This is a genomic window from Sphingobium psychrophilum (assembly GCF_012927105.1).
GTDB classification, from domain to species: Bacteria; Pseudomonadota; Alphaproteobacteria; order Sphingomonadales; family Sphingomonadaceae; genus Sphingobium; species Sphingobium psychrophilum.
Genome location: NZ_JABBFV010000016.1, coordinates 99,190 through 112,239, shown reverse-complemented (window position 1 = coordinate 112,239; position 13,050 = coordinate 99,190). Strand labels below are relative to the sequence as shown.

16 protein-coding genes and 1 pseudogene are annotated in these 13,050 nt (G+C 57.2%); 8 read left to right on the top strand and 9 right to left on the bottom strand.

Annotation, left to right across the window (positions count from 1 at the left end; all coding sequences use genetic code 11):
• Positions 1-100 precede the first annotated feature (100 nt).
• On the bottom strand, positions 101-958 hold the full coding sequence (locus HHL08_RS18740) for a glycosyltransferase family 2 protein (RefSeq protein WP_169574547.1): 858 nt from the start codon (positions 956-958) through the stop codon (positions 101-103).
• Entirely contained in the window at positions 948-1,094 is a 147-nt protein-coding gene (locus HHL08_RS18735; RefSeq protein ID WP_169574546.1) for a hypothetical protein, read from the bottom strand. The genes HHL08_RS18740 and HHL08_RS18735 overlap by 11 nt, the downstream gene beginning before the upstream one ends.
• A gap of 112 nt (positions 1,095-1,206) precedes the next feature.
• Here HHL08_RS18735 and HHL08_RS18730 point away from each other — a divergent pair, with 112 nt between their 5' ends.
• Entirely contained in the window at positions 1,207-1,878 is a 672-nt protein-coding gene (locus HHL08_RS18730) for a heparin lyase I family protein (protein ID WP_169574545.1), read from the top strand.
• Here HHL08_RS18730 and HHL08_RS18725 read toward each other — a convergent pair.
• Entirely contained in the window at positions 1,821-2,888 is a 1,068-nt protein-coding gene (locus tag HHL08_RS18725) for an NAD-dependent epimerase/dehydratase family protein (RefSeq protein ID WP_328804689.1), read from the bottom strand. The genes HHL08_RS18730 and HHL08_RS18725 overlap by 58 nt on opposite strands.
• A gap of 237 nt (positions 2,889-3,125) precedes the next feature.
• Between HHL08_RS18725 and HHL08_RS18720 the strand changes: the two genes are divergently transcribed.
• Both HHL08_RS18720 and HHL08_RS18715 read left to right on the top strand, forming a co-directional pair.
• On the top strand, positions 3,126-3,461 hold the full coding sequence (locus tag HHL08_RS18720) for a helix-turn-helix transcriptional regulator (protein ID WP_169574543.1): 336 nt from the start codon (positions 3,126-3,128) through the stop codon (positions 3,459-3,461).
• 13 nt (positions 3,462-3,474) lie between these two features.
• On the top strand, positions 3,475-4,767 hold the full coding sequence (locus HHL08_RS18715; RefSeq protein ID WP_328804688.1) for a type II toxin-antitoxin system HipA family toxin: 1,293 nt from the start codon (positions 3,475-3,477) through the stop codon (positions 4,765-4,767).
• 73 nt (positions 4,768-4,840) lie between these two features.
• On the opposite strand, the pseudogene msrB reads toward HHL08_RS18715, so the two are convergent.
• A pseudogene (gene msrB, locus HHL08_RS18710) lies at positions 4,841-5,126 on the bottom strand (peptide-methionine (R)-S-oxide reductase MsrB); the annotation flags it as partial.
• 8 nt (positions 5,127-5,134) lie between these two features.
• On the opposite strand from msrB, the gene HHL08_RS26285 reads away from it, so the two are divergent.
• Both HHL08_RS26285 and HHL08_RS25985 read left to right on the top strand, forming a co-directional pair.
• Positions 5,135-5,353 carry an NrsF family protein gene (locus HHL08_RS26285; RefSeq protein ID WP_408021793.1) on the top strand — a complete coding sequence of 73 codons (219 nt, stop codon included), beginning with the start codon at positions 5,135-5,137 and terminating at the stop codon, positions 5,351-5,353.
• Positions 5,313-5,447: a hypothetical protein gene (locus tag HHL08_RS25985; RefSeq protein ID WP_268932732.1), complete on the top strand. Its 135-nt coding sequence runs from the start codon at positions 5,313-5,315 to the stop codon at positions 5,445-5,447. Before HHL08_RS26285 ends, HHL08_RS25985 begins: the two co-directional genes overlap by 41 nt.
• Positions 5,448-5,511: 64 nt before the next feature.
• Here the strand turns inward: HHL08_RS25985 and HHL08_RS18700 are convergent, their stop codons facing one another.
• Complete coding sequence (locus tag HHL08_RS18700) at positions 5,512-6,216, bottom strand: MerR family transcriptional regulator (protein ID WP_169574540.1); 705 nt, start codon at positions 6,214-6,216, stop codon at positions 5,512-5,514.
• Between the two features lie 156 nt (positions 6,217-6,372).
• Here HHL08_RS18700 and HHL08_RS18695 point away from each other — a divergent pair, with 156 nt between their 5' ends.
• Both HHL08_RS18695 and HHL08_RS18690 read left to right on the top strand, forming a co-directional pair.
• Positions 6,373-7,626, top strand: coding sequence for a cytochrome P450 (locus HHL08_RS18695; protein ID WP_169574558.1), 1,254 nt, complete (start codon positions 6,373-6,375; stop codon positions 7,624-7,626).
• Positions 7,627-7,630: 4 nt separating this feature from the next.
• A complete protein-coding gene (locus HHL08_RS18690) occupies positions 7,631-7,948 on the top strand; it encodes a 2Fe-2S iron-sulfur cluster-binding protein (protein ID WP_169574539.1) in 318 nt (105 codons plus the stop codon).
• A 157-nt stretch (positions 7,949-8,105) separates the two neighbouring features.
• Here the strand turns inward: HHL08_RS18690 and ribB are convergent, their stop codons facing one another.
• Together ribB and HHL08_RS18680 are read right to left on the bottom strand one after the other, a co-directional pair.
• Complete coding sequence (gene ribB, locus HHL08_RS18685; RefSeq protein WP_169574538.1) at positions 8,106-9,239, bottom strand: 3,4-dihydroxy-2-butanone-4-phosphate synthase; 1,134 nt, start codon at positions 9,237-9,239, stop codon at positions 8,106-8,108.
• On the bottom strand, positions 9,236-10,033 hold the full coding sequence (locus HHL08_RS18680) for a DUF2889 domain-containing protein (RefSeq protein WP_328804687.1): 798 nt from the start codon (positions 10,031-10,033) through the stop codon (positions 9,236-9,238). Before HHL08_RS18680 ends, ribB begins: the two co-directional genes overlap by 4 nt.
• 110 nt (positions 10,034-10,143) lie before the next feature.
• On the opposite strand from HHL08_RS18680, the gene HHL08_RS18675 reads away from it, so the two are divergent.
• The gene (locus tag HHL08_RS18675) at positions 10,144-10,851 is read left to right on the top strand and encodes a TetR/AcrR family transcriptional regulator (RefSeq protein ID WP_169574536.1); all 708 of its coding nucleotides are present in this window, start codon (positions 10,144-10,146) and stop codon (positions 10,849-10,851) included.
• Here HHL08_RS18675 and HHL08_RS18670 read toward each other — a convergent pair.
• Positions 10,832-11,335: a nuclear transport factor 2 family protein gene (locus HHL08_RS18670; protein WP_206377976.1), complete on the bottom strand. Its 504-nt coding sequence runs from the start codon at positions 11,333-11,335 to the stop codon at positions 10,832-10,834. The genes HHL08_RS18675 and HHL08_RS18670 overlap by 20 nt on opposite strands.
• Positions 11,266-12,873 (bottom strand): class I adenylate-forming enzyme family protein, encoded by a 1,608-nt coding sequence (locus HHL08_RS18665; RefSeq protein WP_235955136.1) that lies wholly within the window; start codon positions 12,871-12,873, stop codon positions 11,266-11,268. Before HHL08_RS18665 ends, HHL08_RS18670 begins: the two co-directional genes overlap by 70 nt.
• Between the last annotated feature and the right edge of the window lie 177 nt (positions 12,874-13,050).

Here is a 13,050-nt window from a genome sequence, read left to right as displayed (position 1 = left end):
GTGGTATCGGTCCACATTGTTGATCTCCGGAAGTTTGTTGCAAAACCCCTGAATCAACGACTGCGGCAAGCGTCAAGCTAACCCGCTGATACCACTCAACTTAGTTTCGGATCGGGCTCTCAGTATCTCCGAATGGCAGGCCAAACTTCGCGATCATTGCTTGCAACTGACGATCGTTTCCGTCGCCATCGGCATTGTCGTTCTTCAACCCTACCGCTTCGGTCGAGGGCCATAAGGCGAAGCGCTGGCGCGCACCCGTTGTCCGGACCGTCGCTCCATTGCGGAGAGCCATGAAGTAAAACCAGATATCGTCAGCCGCAGGGCACAATGTTTGGTACAACTCTGACTTGAGCACGTCTTCCGAAAAAATGCCGGGAGAGTAGAGGACACCTCCTATTCCCGTTGGGAAGAGTTGATTTGATTTCATCGCGATGGAAATGAATTTCTCCCATTGTCGATAAGGAATTACCTCGCCTTTGTCGTCGATTGTCATCCTGTGAGCGCGGTGGCAGATAATCTCTCGGTCGTTGCCGCTATAGGCTGCAAGTAGGGTTTCCATCCAGTCCTCCTGGTAGAGGACATCATCATCAGCAATGACAAAATACATGTTGGGATATAGGGAAAGGGCATGAACCAATTTGTCAAAGGAGCGGCGGTTCACGCATTCCCGTATCTCGAGGCCGTACCGCTGCAGTTCCCTTACCGCCAATGGCAGCTGATCCATATCCTCCGTTGCGATCCACAGTATGGTCCGGGCCGGCGCGACAGACTGAGCCAGCAGAGACTGGAGCGTCAGATGCAACGTTGGAAATCGCGGAGGATATGAGGTCAGCGTCAAAATGACTTTTGAAGAAAAGGCTGTTCTTACCGCGACCTTTTGCCGTTTGCGCGACCAGCGGATCGCCAGCAAGCTGCGCAATGCGCCATACTTCAGATGAGGCCGGATCTTATGCCACATTGCCGCAGGCCTTTTGCAAAGCGGGGGTTTTCGCGCCTTTGTAGCTCCTTACTTGTTTCGAAAGGTTGCAATCCACCAGCCCAGCAAAGGAGCCAATAATGCCCAGGATATCCATTTCAGCGGCGGTTGCGGCCATGGGGTTACTCGCCACGGTGTCGCTTTCGAACTCCACCGCGGGACCTCTAAACGAAAGGCGGGGCGAGACGATACTAACACAAAACGGCACCAAATACCGACTTCTTGGGAGCATGAGCGATTTCAAGTATGTGGTATCAGATTGTAGCATCATAGACACATTTACCATTTCACCCGGCAATGGCGGCGGCACACTGGACGCGGCACACAGTAATGAAAGAATAGAACTTATTACATTGGATCCTATCATTAGGAAATCCAAAGAGGTTATTATGGTATCAAAGGATTACAACATTTCCTACTCAATGTTTATTCCAGCGGGACAAAAAATAACGTCTTCATTCACGATCGTAGGGCAGGTTCACGCCGTAGAGGATCGAGACGACATTGCAGCCATGCCACCCATTATGGCCTTTGTCCTTAAGCAGAAAGAATCTGGTAAATATGTCTGGCAGATGCATATCCGATCGGATTCCAAAAAAATCTCGCGCGCATTTCCCAAAGCAAAGATGATATGGGAAAAAACTATCGAAGGAGGAAAATGGTACAAGATTCAACTGACGTTGAGAACAAGCCCCAGAGGAAAAGCATATGTTCGGCTTTATGTTAATGATGTCAAAGAATTGGAAAAAACAAATGCCCCGATTGGATATAATAACGACAATCCATCGGCATATTGGCAGTTCGGCATTTACAGAAGATCCTCCAGTATTCCGTTCTCAGTATCTTATGCTAATATGATGCAGGGCCCAGAAATTTCCAATCCTAGCGCCATATGTAGTTGATGATCCGAAATACTCGGTTCAGCCATTTCTGTTTCATTTCTCCTCACGCCTGATAATATTCCCGATACCATTGCACGAACTTGGCGACGCCCTCGCGCACGCCGGGCATAGCCCGTCAGCGATTTAAGCAGGCTCGCATCCGCCCATGTTGTTGGTACATCACCTGCTTGCATCAGCATCAGATTGCGTACCGCTTTGCGACCAGTCGCATCCTCAATCGCCGCAATAAAGTCGGTCAACTGCACTGCATCGCTATTGCCGATATTCACCACCCGCCACGGCGCGACCGGTGAAAGGCTGTCACCCTCGGGAACCCCTTCGCCCGGATCCGGCCGCACAGGCGGTGTATCGATCAGCAGACGGATTGCCTCGACCAGATCTTCCACATAGGTAAAGTCTCTCCTCATGTCGCCATGATTATACACGTCGATCGGGCAGCCTTCTAGGATCGCTTTAGTAAATTTGAACAGCGCCATGTCCGGCCGGCCCTGAGGTCCGTACACTGTAAAGAAGCGAAACATCGTCACCGGTACGTCGAACAGATGCGCATAGCTGTGCGCCATGTTTTCGCCCGCCTTCTTGGCAGCGGCATAGAAAGACATCTGGTGATCGGCCTTGTCGATCTCACGATAGGGCATCTGCGTATTCGCGCCGAACGCCGAGGAGGTCGAGGCGAGCAACACATGTGCCGGAGGATAAGCTCTCGCCGCTTCCAGCAGTTCGAACGTGCCCACGATATTGCTTTCCAAATAAGCTCGCGGATTGTCGATTGAGTAACAAGAATAGGGGAAATCCCAGACAATATAGATAGTTAGCGTGATGGAATCATGTATTCTCCGACAGGCGGCTTTGCGCCATTTGTCGCCACCCGATTGGATTTTTGATACGCTTGGAAGCGGACGGTCCTGAACATTCCTTTCAGTGCAGCTGCCGACCACTCCCGCGCAGCGGGTTCGTCCAAGTCCCAATTGATGACACGCCGTCGGTAGAGTCAGGAAGGTGACCGGCACAATTCCGTTGCAAGCCTCGTACTGCTCTGGTGCAGTATCATGCTTCCTGACTTGGCGAGGCCGACGCCTTCCCGGGTTAACGTCAACTAGATTTAATTGACCGATATAGCAGTCACAAATGGATTTTGTGCCTGACCTCGCGGTCATTCCGTTGATTATTAATTCTCTGCATTGTATGGACCGTTACGGCGGTCTTAAAGCTACTTAATGACCGCGATAACAAGCATTGAGGCCAGCATGAAGACGCATACCCGCACCTATTCTCGCGTGACGCGCGAAGCGCTGACCATGATGGGGGGACTCATTCGCCTTGCGCGCAAACAGCGCAAGATGTCGGAAGCTGACCTTTCAGCCCGGATCGGCATCGCGCGCAGCACGCTACAACTCATCGAGAAGGGCCATCCCAAAGTTGAAATCGGGCTGGTATTTGAGGCCGCGACTCTAGCAGGCGTGCCGTTATTCGTTGACGAACCTTCACGTCTCGCTCCCGAGATTTCGAGGGTCAACGACAAGCTGGCACTCCTCCCACAGGCGGTGCGGCGTCCGCGCTCGGAAGTGAAAGATGACTTCTGATCGCCCTCGGCCTGTGACTACATTTGCCGCTCAAGGTCTCATCCCGCCAGCCACCGAAGCATTCGTGTGGATATGGCTACCGGGGGCTCTTGAACCCATCATCGCCGGGCGGATCGAGTTGAACGGGGATATTTATACCTTCAACTATGGTCGTTCTTATCTTGAACGTGCCAACGCTATGCCAATCTATGCGCCGGAGTTGCCTCTCCAGCGTGGCAGGATCATCCCGCAAACCCCGCTGGATATGGCCGGCTGCTTGCGAGATGGCGCTCCGGACGCATGGGGGCGTCGAGTCATCATCAATCGCCTAACCGGCATTCGCAGCAACGCAGCGCACAATATCGAGTTCGACGAACTGACCTACATGCTCAATTCGGGCTCTGACCGCATTGGCGCGCTCGATTTCCAGACGTCAGCCGATCGGTATCAGCCTCGTGAGCAGGAAAATGCGGCGCTTGAGGAACTGCTGGAAGCAGCCGAACGGGTTGAGAGGGGCGAGCCCATCCCCCACGCTCTCGACAAGGCGCTGTTCCACGGGAGTTCCATCGGCGGCGCACGTCCCAAAGCCTTGATCCAGGACGGCGAGGACAAGTTCATCGCCAAATTCTCGGCGACAAACGATACCATGGCCGTCGTGAAGGCCGAGTTTGTTGCCATGCGCCTGGCGGCAGGGGTAGGGCTGGACGTCGCGCCGGTCCGTCTGGCGAGGGCAAGTGGCAAGGACGTCCTGCTCGTTCGCCGCTTCGACCGCGAATGGAACGGTACTGGCTGGACACGCCGCGCAATGGTCTCTGCCCTGACCATGTTCGGGCTGGGGGAAATGCAGGCACGCTATGCCAGCTATGTCGATCTGGCCGAAATGGTGCGCACGCGTTTCACCGATCCGCAAGCAACGCTGCGCGAACTGTTCGGGCGGCTGGTCTTCAACGTTCTGACGGGCAACACCGATGACCATGCCCGCAACCATGCTGCTTTCTGGGATGGCGCCAACCTCACGCTGACAAAGGCATACGACATATGCCCACAGCCACGTAACGGCCGGGAGGCCAATCAGGCGATGCTGGTGAATGGCGAGGATAAGCGTAGCCTTGTGGAAAGCTGCCGATTGTCGGCGTCAAACTTCCTGTTGAGTGACCGGGATGCCCGCGATCTGATCAACCATCAGGTCACTTCGATCACCCAATTATGGGACGGCATTTGCGACGAAGCCGAGTTGAGTACGGTAGATCGCGGATATCTATGGCGACGTCAGTTCCTCAATGACTATGCTTTCGAAGGCTATACCGATGGCGCGCCGCAGCTTTGAGCGCAGGTCGCGGCAGACATGGAAAAGCCAATATCCGTAAAAGCCGGTATCCGCGCAAGCGCATGGGCCACGATCAACTACTCATAAAGCGTAGTGCGACCCCGTTGATACAGTAGCGCAGCCCGGTTGGCTTGGGCCCGTCCTTCAAGACGTGGCCCATATGTCCAGCGCAGCGCGCACAATGCACTTCCGTCCGCGTCATGAAGAGATTGTGATCGGTTTCCGTCGCCACTGCGCGACCAAGGTGGTGGTAAAAGCTCGGCCATCCAGTTCCCACTGTCGAACTTGATAGCGGACGCCAAAAGCGGCAGCGCGCAGCCGGCACAGGCGAACCGGCCCTTGCGATGCTCGTCGTTGAGCTGAGCCTATGAGGTTGACCGGATTCTGGCCGATCGTCCTTCTATTCGCGCTTGTGGCAGCGGTCAGCATGGCCGAAATGGCGCATGCCTCACCCGGGGACTGGTTCGCAATGCGGCTGGGAGATACCCGGAAGAAATGTCGCTGGCTGGTGCTGATGCTGTCGGCGGCGCCGATTTTCGGTCTCATTGCTGCATCTCAACGTCGTCTTGGTAGGCCTGTCTGGTGAGACATCGCTGGACGCGACGGGGAGCGACCATTATCTCATCAAGGATGCGATAAGGCAGAGCATCGCGGTGCTGACGGCTGAGTGGATCGATTGACCGGCACTACGCCGCTGAAAGAGCCGCCTCCCGGATATGGAATCGTAAGAGAGCCGCCGACGGCTTAGCGGTCGCCCATCTCGAGGGACCGATGTACGTTGGTCATGAAAGCCTTGATCCGGAGAAGGCCGAAGAAATCGAGCATCAGTGGTAGAGCTATCTGCAGCATTCTGGCTGCATCTTCTTCACTGATCGCGCCATCCGACCCGCTGAAAAATATCGACGCCTCATGCCGGGCGACCAGCTCCGCTGCCTCACGATAGAAGCTGATATTTTCCGGAGGGAAGCCCTGTTCCTCGACAAATCCCGCCTCCCGTATCTTTCCCCATATTTCCACAAGTCGCGCATCTGTAAGGCTCAGGCTGCAACCGCTCTCGGTCGGCAAAAGCGTCAGCATCCCCATCGCCTCGAATGCACGGGCATCGCGTTCGGCGCGGGGATAGCGCTCGCTAAGGCTTTGCAGCGACACTGATGTCGGTTGCTCCAGTCCGAAAGAGCGTGACAGCAGAGCCTCCAGATGGCTGTAAGCCGATGCGGGGCCGGGGCGTTCGAGCGCTTCGCCCGACAAAACGGATTTGATCTCTTTAAGCGTCATCCGGGACGCGTGCTGTAGATGCCTGATAGTCGCAATTCCGCTGACATGCCCCTCGTCATACTCCGCCGCGTTTCGCGCGGGACGCAGGGGTTCGGGCAGCAGTCCTTCACGGATCATGATCCGTATAACCTCCCGATCCACACCGGTCCGCTCTTCGAGTTCGCGCATCTTCATGATGCCTAACTACGCGCGTGACCGCGCTCAGCGCAAATGTTTCGAATCAACGCCAGCGTTGAAAGTTCTTGCATGACAATTTTCGTGCGTGTAACGTACACGCACGGCTCGGGAACGGCTGGGCGCGTTGAGATAAGGAGAGCGATCTTGGCTACGATGCCTGAGCATGTCCCTGAAACGATGTCGCGCGCCCGCGCGCGCCGCCCGGACCATATTCCCGAGCAATATGTCCATGAAATCGACATGTACGCGCTCGAAGGCATAGAGCAGGGCTATCATGAAGCCTGGAAGAACATTCCCAGACCAGACATGCCCGACCTGATCTGGACGCCTTTCACTGGCGGACACTGGATTGCGACGAACGGCGATACCGTCCGCGAGATCTACAGCGATCCAACCCGCTTCTCGAGCGAGGTGATCTTCCTGCCCAAGGAAGCCGGCGAGAAGTATGAAATGGTCCCGACGCGCATGGACCCGCCCGAGCACACCCCGTATCGCAAGGCGCTCGACAAAGGACTGAGCCTTGCCCAGATTCGCAAGGTGGAATCGAAGGTTCGGGAGGTCGCGGTTGATCTCATCGACAGTTTCGTCGGTCGGGGCGAATGCGATTTTTCGGCAGAATATGCGAATGTCTTTCCCGTACGGGTCTTCATGGCCCTTGCCGATCTGCCTGAAAGCGACGTCCCGACGCTCAGCCGCTTTGCCAAGATGATGACGCGCCCGGAGGGCAACACGCCCGAGGAAATGGCGAAACATCTGGAGGAAGGGAACAAGGGCTTCTTCGCTTATGTCGAGCCCATCATTCAGGCACGGCGGGGCAAGGAGGGCGAGGATCTCATCACCGTCATGGTGAATGCCGAGATAAACGGGGAACGGATCACCCACGACAAAGCGCTTGGCCTCATCTCCCTGCTCCTTCTCGGCGGACTCGATACGGTGGTGAATTTCCTCAGCTTCATGATGATCCATCTCGCCAAAAACCCGCAGGTTGTCGAAGAGCTGAGAGCCGATCCACTCAAGCTGATGCGCAGCGCCGAAGAGATGTTCCGCCGCTTTCCGGTGGTGTCCGAGGCGCGCATGGTCGCAAAAGACCAGGAGTTTCGCGGCATCGATCTCAAGCGGGGCGACATGATCCTGCTTCCTACCGCGCTGCATGGACTCGACGAGACGCTGAATGACGATCCCTGGCGCGTCAATTTGGAGCGCCGCGGCATCTCGCACAGCACCTTTGGCGGTGGCCCGCACCGTTGCGCAGGCCTGCATCTGGCACGCATGGAAGTCATCGTAACGATCGAGGAATGGCTCAAACGTATTCCCAGCTTCGCCATGAAACAGGGGGCACAGCCCATCTATCATTCCGGCATTGTCGCTGCCGTCGATAATGTTCCGCTGATCTGGTCGGAGCGCTGAATTGATGCCTATTATCAATGTGGTGACGCGAACAGGTGAAGCGCGCCTTGTTGATGCCGCCGAAGGCATCAGCGTGATGGAAGCAATCAGGGATGCAGGAATCGATGAGTTGCTGGCACTATGCGGCGGCTGCTGCTCCTGCGCGACCTGCCACGTCTATATCCGGGAAGAATTCGAGCACAGGCTGACCGCGCGCTCGGATGACGAGAATGATCTGCTCGACAGTTCCGATCACCGGAATGCGCGTTCGCGCCTTGCCTGCCAGCTTATCGTGAACGCAGATATGAAAGGTCTGGAGTTGACGATCGCGCCTGAAGACTGACGTCCCGCATTTGAACGATGCAAGCTACGGAGCGCGCCCTGCGGTTGCGCTCCGTAGTCATTCCGACAGTTGCGGCGGACTGCTTGTTTCACGCCTGCCATCGCTGCGGACGCGCTTGGGGGGTGCCAACGAGCCGCCTTCACCCAGGGGATTAATATCAAGCCTGCGACTGGACCAGCCGCATGGCGGGCTCGACGAGCGGCCGCTTCGACACCACCTTCAGGCCAAAACCTTCTAACGCGGTCATCTTCGTCGGACTGGAAGTGAGAAGGATCATATCGCCCACCCCCAGATCGAGCAGCATCTGCGCGCCGATCCCGTAGTCGCGATAGCCGTGCGTATCCGAATAAGCCTTGCGATTGCCTTTGATCCGCTCGGAAAGCGACGAGGGATTGGGATCGGATACGAAGACGGCCACGGCTGGGCCGTCATAGTCCGAAAGGGCGCTCAAAGCAGTTGGCACATAATTGCGGTGCGCCTCGCGCCATCCCAGCACATCGGCTGTCAGGTCGAGTTGATGCACGCGCACCAGTGTTGGCTTATCCTTCTTGGGCGAGCCGCGAACCAGCGCAATATGCTCGGCACCGTCGATCTTGTTGCGATAGACAATGACTCGAAAATCGCCGTGCCAGCTTTCGAAGGGCGCCTCTGCCACCCGTTCGATCAGCGTCTCAAGACGCCGACGATAGGCAATGAGGTCGGAGATCGTCCCGACCTTCATCTTATGCTCACTGGCGAAGCGCAGGAGATCGGGCAAACGACTCATCGTTCCGTCGTCATTCATGACCTCGCAAATGACACCGGCGGGCGTGAGGCCGGCAAGTCGTGAGATATCAACTGCCGCCTCGGTGTGTCCGGCGCGCACCAGGACGCCACCGTCGCGCGCCGTAAGAGGGAAAACATGTCCCGGCGAGACGATGTCGATCGCTTGTTTGGACGGGTCCACCGCGACCGCGATGGTGTGGGCACGGTCATGTGCCGATATGCCCGTGGAAACCCCTTCTCGGGCTTCGATCGAAACCGTGAATGCGGTTCCATGTCCGCTTTCGTTGCGGGTCGCCATCGGGCGCAGGTCGAGTTGCTTGGCGCGCTCGTTCGTGATCGCCAGGCAGATCAGGCCGCGGGCATGGGTCGCCATGAAGGTGATGATCCGCGGCGTCGCAAACTGGGCGGGAATGATGATGTCGCCCTCATTCTCGCGATCCGGCGCGTCCACAAGGATGTAAGGAAGGCCATTGCGCGCATCCTCGATAATCTCTTCGATCGGCGCAATTTCACCATAATGGGTCATTGGAAAAAGCCTTTGAAATATGCGGTAACAGATGGTGGAAGGGGCGCAGCGACGACGCTGTCGGTGAAGTCGCGAACATAGCCGACGACGCTCGTCGCCGTTTCGAAATGCGCCGGCGAATAGCTGTGACACGCATCCCGCATCGCTGGTGCTGCGCTGAGAGGAACAGGCGGCGAGAGATCGACTAGGTGGCGCCGTCCGCGCGCGACGAAGACCCCCCGCTGGAGCATGATCGCCAGATCGAGATCCTCACCGCTGAATTGTTCGCGCGCCCAGGACATAAAGCCTTTCATCAGCGGCCGTCCGGCCAAATGGCCTGGCTCGACCACGTGATGATCTTTAACATACCACCGGTGAACCACGATTCCATCCCGTTCGACCGCAATCCAGACCGGCGCGCCCGCTTCGTCTGGTATCTCGATCAGGACTTCGCGCTTGAGCGACACTTGGCCGGTCGCGCTCCTGAAGGCCCAATGCGCCATGTCCATCAGATGGGTGCAGTTGAGAATGGGAGGCAGGCGCTCGTGAAACGCGCTCATGTCCTCGTCGATCGCAAGGCCGATCAGCTTGTTGAGCGCGAGGGTTGCCGTTCCGCAACTTGTCGCGGGTCCACGCGCCACACAGGCTTCGACATTGGATATTCGCCCTGAAAAGTGGTGTAGCAGCAGCCACATCGAATGATGGGTATCATCGAGCGTCAGGAGTATCCTTCCGGGCACGCGAAATGTCCGGACCAGCCGTCGAAAACAGCCGTTCCCGTAATCCGGGTTGATAGGGACATGGCTCAGACTCATTTATTCCTCTCCGGATTCCATTCTATATGAATGCCGAAGTTCGTCAACGCCGACGTTGACGTTGATGAGGTAGCTTGCCTCTTGCGCGCGTTGCGTGCAAGTTTAGGTGCATGAACGACAAGAGCAGCAATATTTCGAAACGTCGACGGACGGCGCGTGCAAAGGACAGTGCCGACTATGTGGCAAAACGTGCGGAGGTGCTCGGAGCGGCCGCTACGCTATTCAAGCAGCAGGGTTTTCACTCGACGCGGCTGGTCGATGTCGCCCGCGAGGCAGGGCTCGATCGGGCGACGATCTATTATTATGCCGGCAGCAAGGAAGAGCTGCTTCAGGACATCGTCGGTGGCGTGCTCGACACCGCAATCGCCGCAGCCCAAGAGCTAGGCGCTGATGTTACACTTACCGGCATGCAGAGGCTGCACCAGATCTTCGTGATCCTGATGACGAGCTACGAGGAAAATTATCCAGCGACTTTCGTGTATATCCAGGAGCAGATGCACCAGGTCGGCGTTCAGGAAACCGAATGGGCGAAGGCAATCCTAAAGCGCACGCGTCTGTTCGACCGGATGCTGATCGACTTTATCAAGGAAGGCATAGAAGAGGGCGATCTGCGATCCGACATCCCGCCTCGGCTCCACGAGAATGCCCTGTTCGGCATGTTGAACTGGACCCATCGCTGGTTCGTGCCCGGTGGCGGCCTGACTGGCCGTCAGGTCGCCGAGACATTCTGGTCGATCTACACCGGGGGAGCGCTGACCGATTCGGGCCGGAAGAAAATATGTACTTCGGATCCCGTACTCAGCGTGGTGAACGGCTGACGTCGCCCTGGGCGCAGGCTTGCGCCTGCGGTCCGAATATCTCCAGCATATGCTGCGTGTCGGAATATTCGCGTACGCTCACTATTCGGTCTTCGTCGATCTCGAACCTGAAATGATAGGCGTTGGCATATTCCCGCCCATCGCGCAGCTTTGCGTGGGATAGCGCTTCTGCCGCCACCTGCTGACCTTCGCTGATCATGTCGAATGGCGTGATCGTGAGTGCGCCGTCGGCATAAAGCGGTTTCACGCGCCGCAGCAAATTTCCAAGCGTGGCTTTGTCGATCGTGCCGGACATACCGTCCAGACTTCCCAATACCCACCATGTGGCATCCTCGGCGAGATGGTCGAGAATAACCTCGACATCGCCCGAGGAAAAGCTCGCCAGAAAAGATGCGGCAAGGGTTTTCGGTTCCCTCACGATGCCGGCTCTGCGAGTCGCTGCCTTAATGCGCGTTTGTCGATCTTCGTAGCCGACATCGGCCAATCCGACCCGGTCAGGAAGATGATCGCGCGCGGCACCTTATAACTCGCGATCCTGCCTTTGCAGTGCGCAATGAGCCCCTCTTCGTCAATCTCATGTCCTGGATGAATTTCAACGAATGCAACAGGCACTTCATCGAGCCGCATATCCGGGCGACCGACGACTTCAGCTGTCTTGACCGCCGGGTGCGTGCAAAGAAAAGCTTCGATTTCGATGGCGGCGACATTCTCTCCACCGACCTTGAGCATATCCTTGTAGCGTCCGCCAAAGACGAGGCTACCGCCAGGCAATCTTGTATAGAGATCGCCGGTTTTCAGCCATCCGTCGGTGGTTAGAGCCTCTGCGGTTTTCTCAGGCGCAGCCCAATAGCCTTCCATCACATTGTAGCCGCGCACCCAAATCTCGCCCAGCGTGCCATCGGGAAGATCGGCGCCGGTTTCGGGATCGACGATACGGATCTCAATGCCGGGACTGGCCTTTCCGTTAGTCGTCGAACGCGAGACAGGATCTTCGTCCGGCTCGCACAACGCAAAGACGCCTGCCGTCTCGGTCATGCCGCAGCCCTGTATAACCTCGCAGTCGGGCAGGATGGCCTGGACCGCATCGACCTGCGCGGGCGGCGCAATGATGCACAGATAGCGCATGCTGGCGAGCTTTGTAGGATCGAAACTTGGATGTCCAAGAAGACCCTGCATGATCGCAGGAAACCACGGCCAGGTCAGGGTCACCTTTTCATCGTACATGAGCTGCAGCGCTCGCCCCGCTTCGAAGTGCCCATCCGTCAGGAACGTGCCCGCGACGCCGAGCGATCCGACGAACGGCGCGAAGGTACCGATATGGAACAGCGGCCCGGCGCCCCAGACGACGTCGTGCCCCGGTGCTTTCAACCTGTAGCGTGCCCGCTCCACAGGACCGCGCGTGACCGCTTCGTGACTAAGAACGCATCCCTTGGGGTTCGCGGTCGTGCCCGATGTGTAGATGATGAGAGCCGCATCTCGCACTCGGACCTGTCTCCGCCTCGTCTCGATAACCGACGGATCGATATGATCGGCCAGCGCCTCGAACGTCGCAACATCCATGACCCCTTGGCCGCCACTCCCGCGCACAAGAACGATATGCTCCAAATGGAGGGCTGGCTCACCTTCGAGACCGCTTGCCAGCACAGCCGGAAAATCGACAGGATCGTCCGAATGGCGGCTCGTCAGGATCGCGACAAGGTCAGCGTTGCGGATGATGTATCCCAATTCCGTTGCCTTGTGCCGCGCATTCAATGGCACGGCGACGCAGCCGAGCAAGGCGACGCCCAGAATCGCCTCGGCAAACTCTACGCAATTAGGAATCAGCAAGCCGACATGTTCACCACGACGGACCCCTAGCGCTGTCAGAGAGCGCGCAACCTGGATGGCGCCGTCACGTAGTTGCGAATATGTCGCGCGCTGGTTGGGCAGCACCAGAGCGTCACGCCCCGGCGCGTCGGCTGCCGCGCGAAAAACCAGGTCACCCAAGGTTGAGACTTCGGTCGTGATCGGACGATCCATCATGTTCCTCTCCGCTCCTGGCCGTGCCGCTTCGCACAGCATCATCGAGCCAGATGCACTTATGCGGAAAAATATCGGCACTCGTCAACACGAGAGTTGACAAGGCTGCCGAAAGGGGATTGGATTAGGGGGTCGACACAGGATCAACCCTAAGAGCGGGGGAGCATTAAAGCTCCTTTG

Excerpts from the sequence above, each read along its gene's own strand:
- HHL08_RS18740 (WP_169574547.1), bottom strand. The coding sequence starts at position 958 with ATGTGGCATAAGATCCGGCCTCATCTGAAGTATGGCGCATTGCGCAGC.
- HHL08_RS18735 (WP_169574546.1), bottom strand. The coding sequence starts at position 1,094 with ATGGCCGCAACCGCCGCTGAAATGGATATCCTGGGCATTATTGGCTCC.
- HHL08_RS18690 (WP_169574539.1), top strand. The coding sequence starts at position 7,631 with ATGCCTATTATCAATGTGGTGACGCGAACAGGTGAAGCGCGCCTTGTT.
- HHL08_RS18700 (WP_169574540.1), bottom strand. The coding sequence starts at position 6,216 with ATGAAGATGCGCGAACTCGAAGAGCGGACCGGTGTGGATCGGGAGGTT.
- HHL08_RS18695 (WP_169574558.1), top strand. The coding sequence starts at position 6,373 with ATGCCTGAGCATGTCCCTGAAACGATGTCGCGCGCCCGCGCGCGCCGC.
- ribB (WP_169574538.1), bottom strand. The coding sequence starts at position 9,239 with ATGACCCATTATGGTGAAATTGCGCCGATCGAAGAGATTATCGAGGAT.
- HHL08_RS18680 (WP_328804687.1), bottom strand. The coding sequence starts at position 10,033 with ATGAGTCTGAGCCATGTCCCTATCAACCCGGATTACGGGAACGGCTGT.
- HHL08_RS18675 (WP_169574536.1), top strand. The coding sequence starts at position 10,144 with ATGAACGACAAGAGCAGCAATATTTCGAAACGTCGACGGACGGCGCGT.
- HHL08_RS18665 (WP_235955136.1), bottom strand. The coding sequence starts at position 12,873 with ATGATGGATCGTCCGATCACGACCGAAGTCTCAACCTTGGGTGACCTG.
- HHL08_RS18720 (WP_169574543.1), top strand. The coding sequence starts at position 3,126 with ATGAAGACGCATACCCGCACCTATTCTCGCGTGACGCGCGAAGCGCTG.
- HHL08_RS26285 (WP_408021793.1), top strand. The coding sequence starts at position 5,135 with ATGAGGTTGACCGGATTCTGGCCGATCGTCCTTCTATTCGCGCTTGTG.
- HHL08_RS18730 (WP_169574545.1), top strand. The coding sequence starts at position 1,207 with ATGAGCGATTTCAAGTATGTGGTATCAGATTGTAGCATCATAGACACA.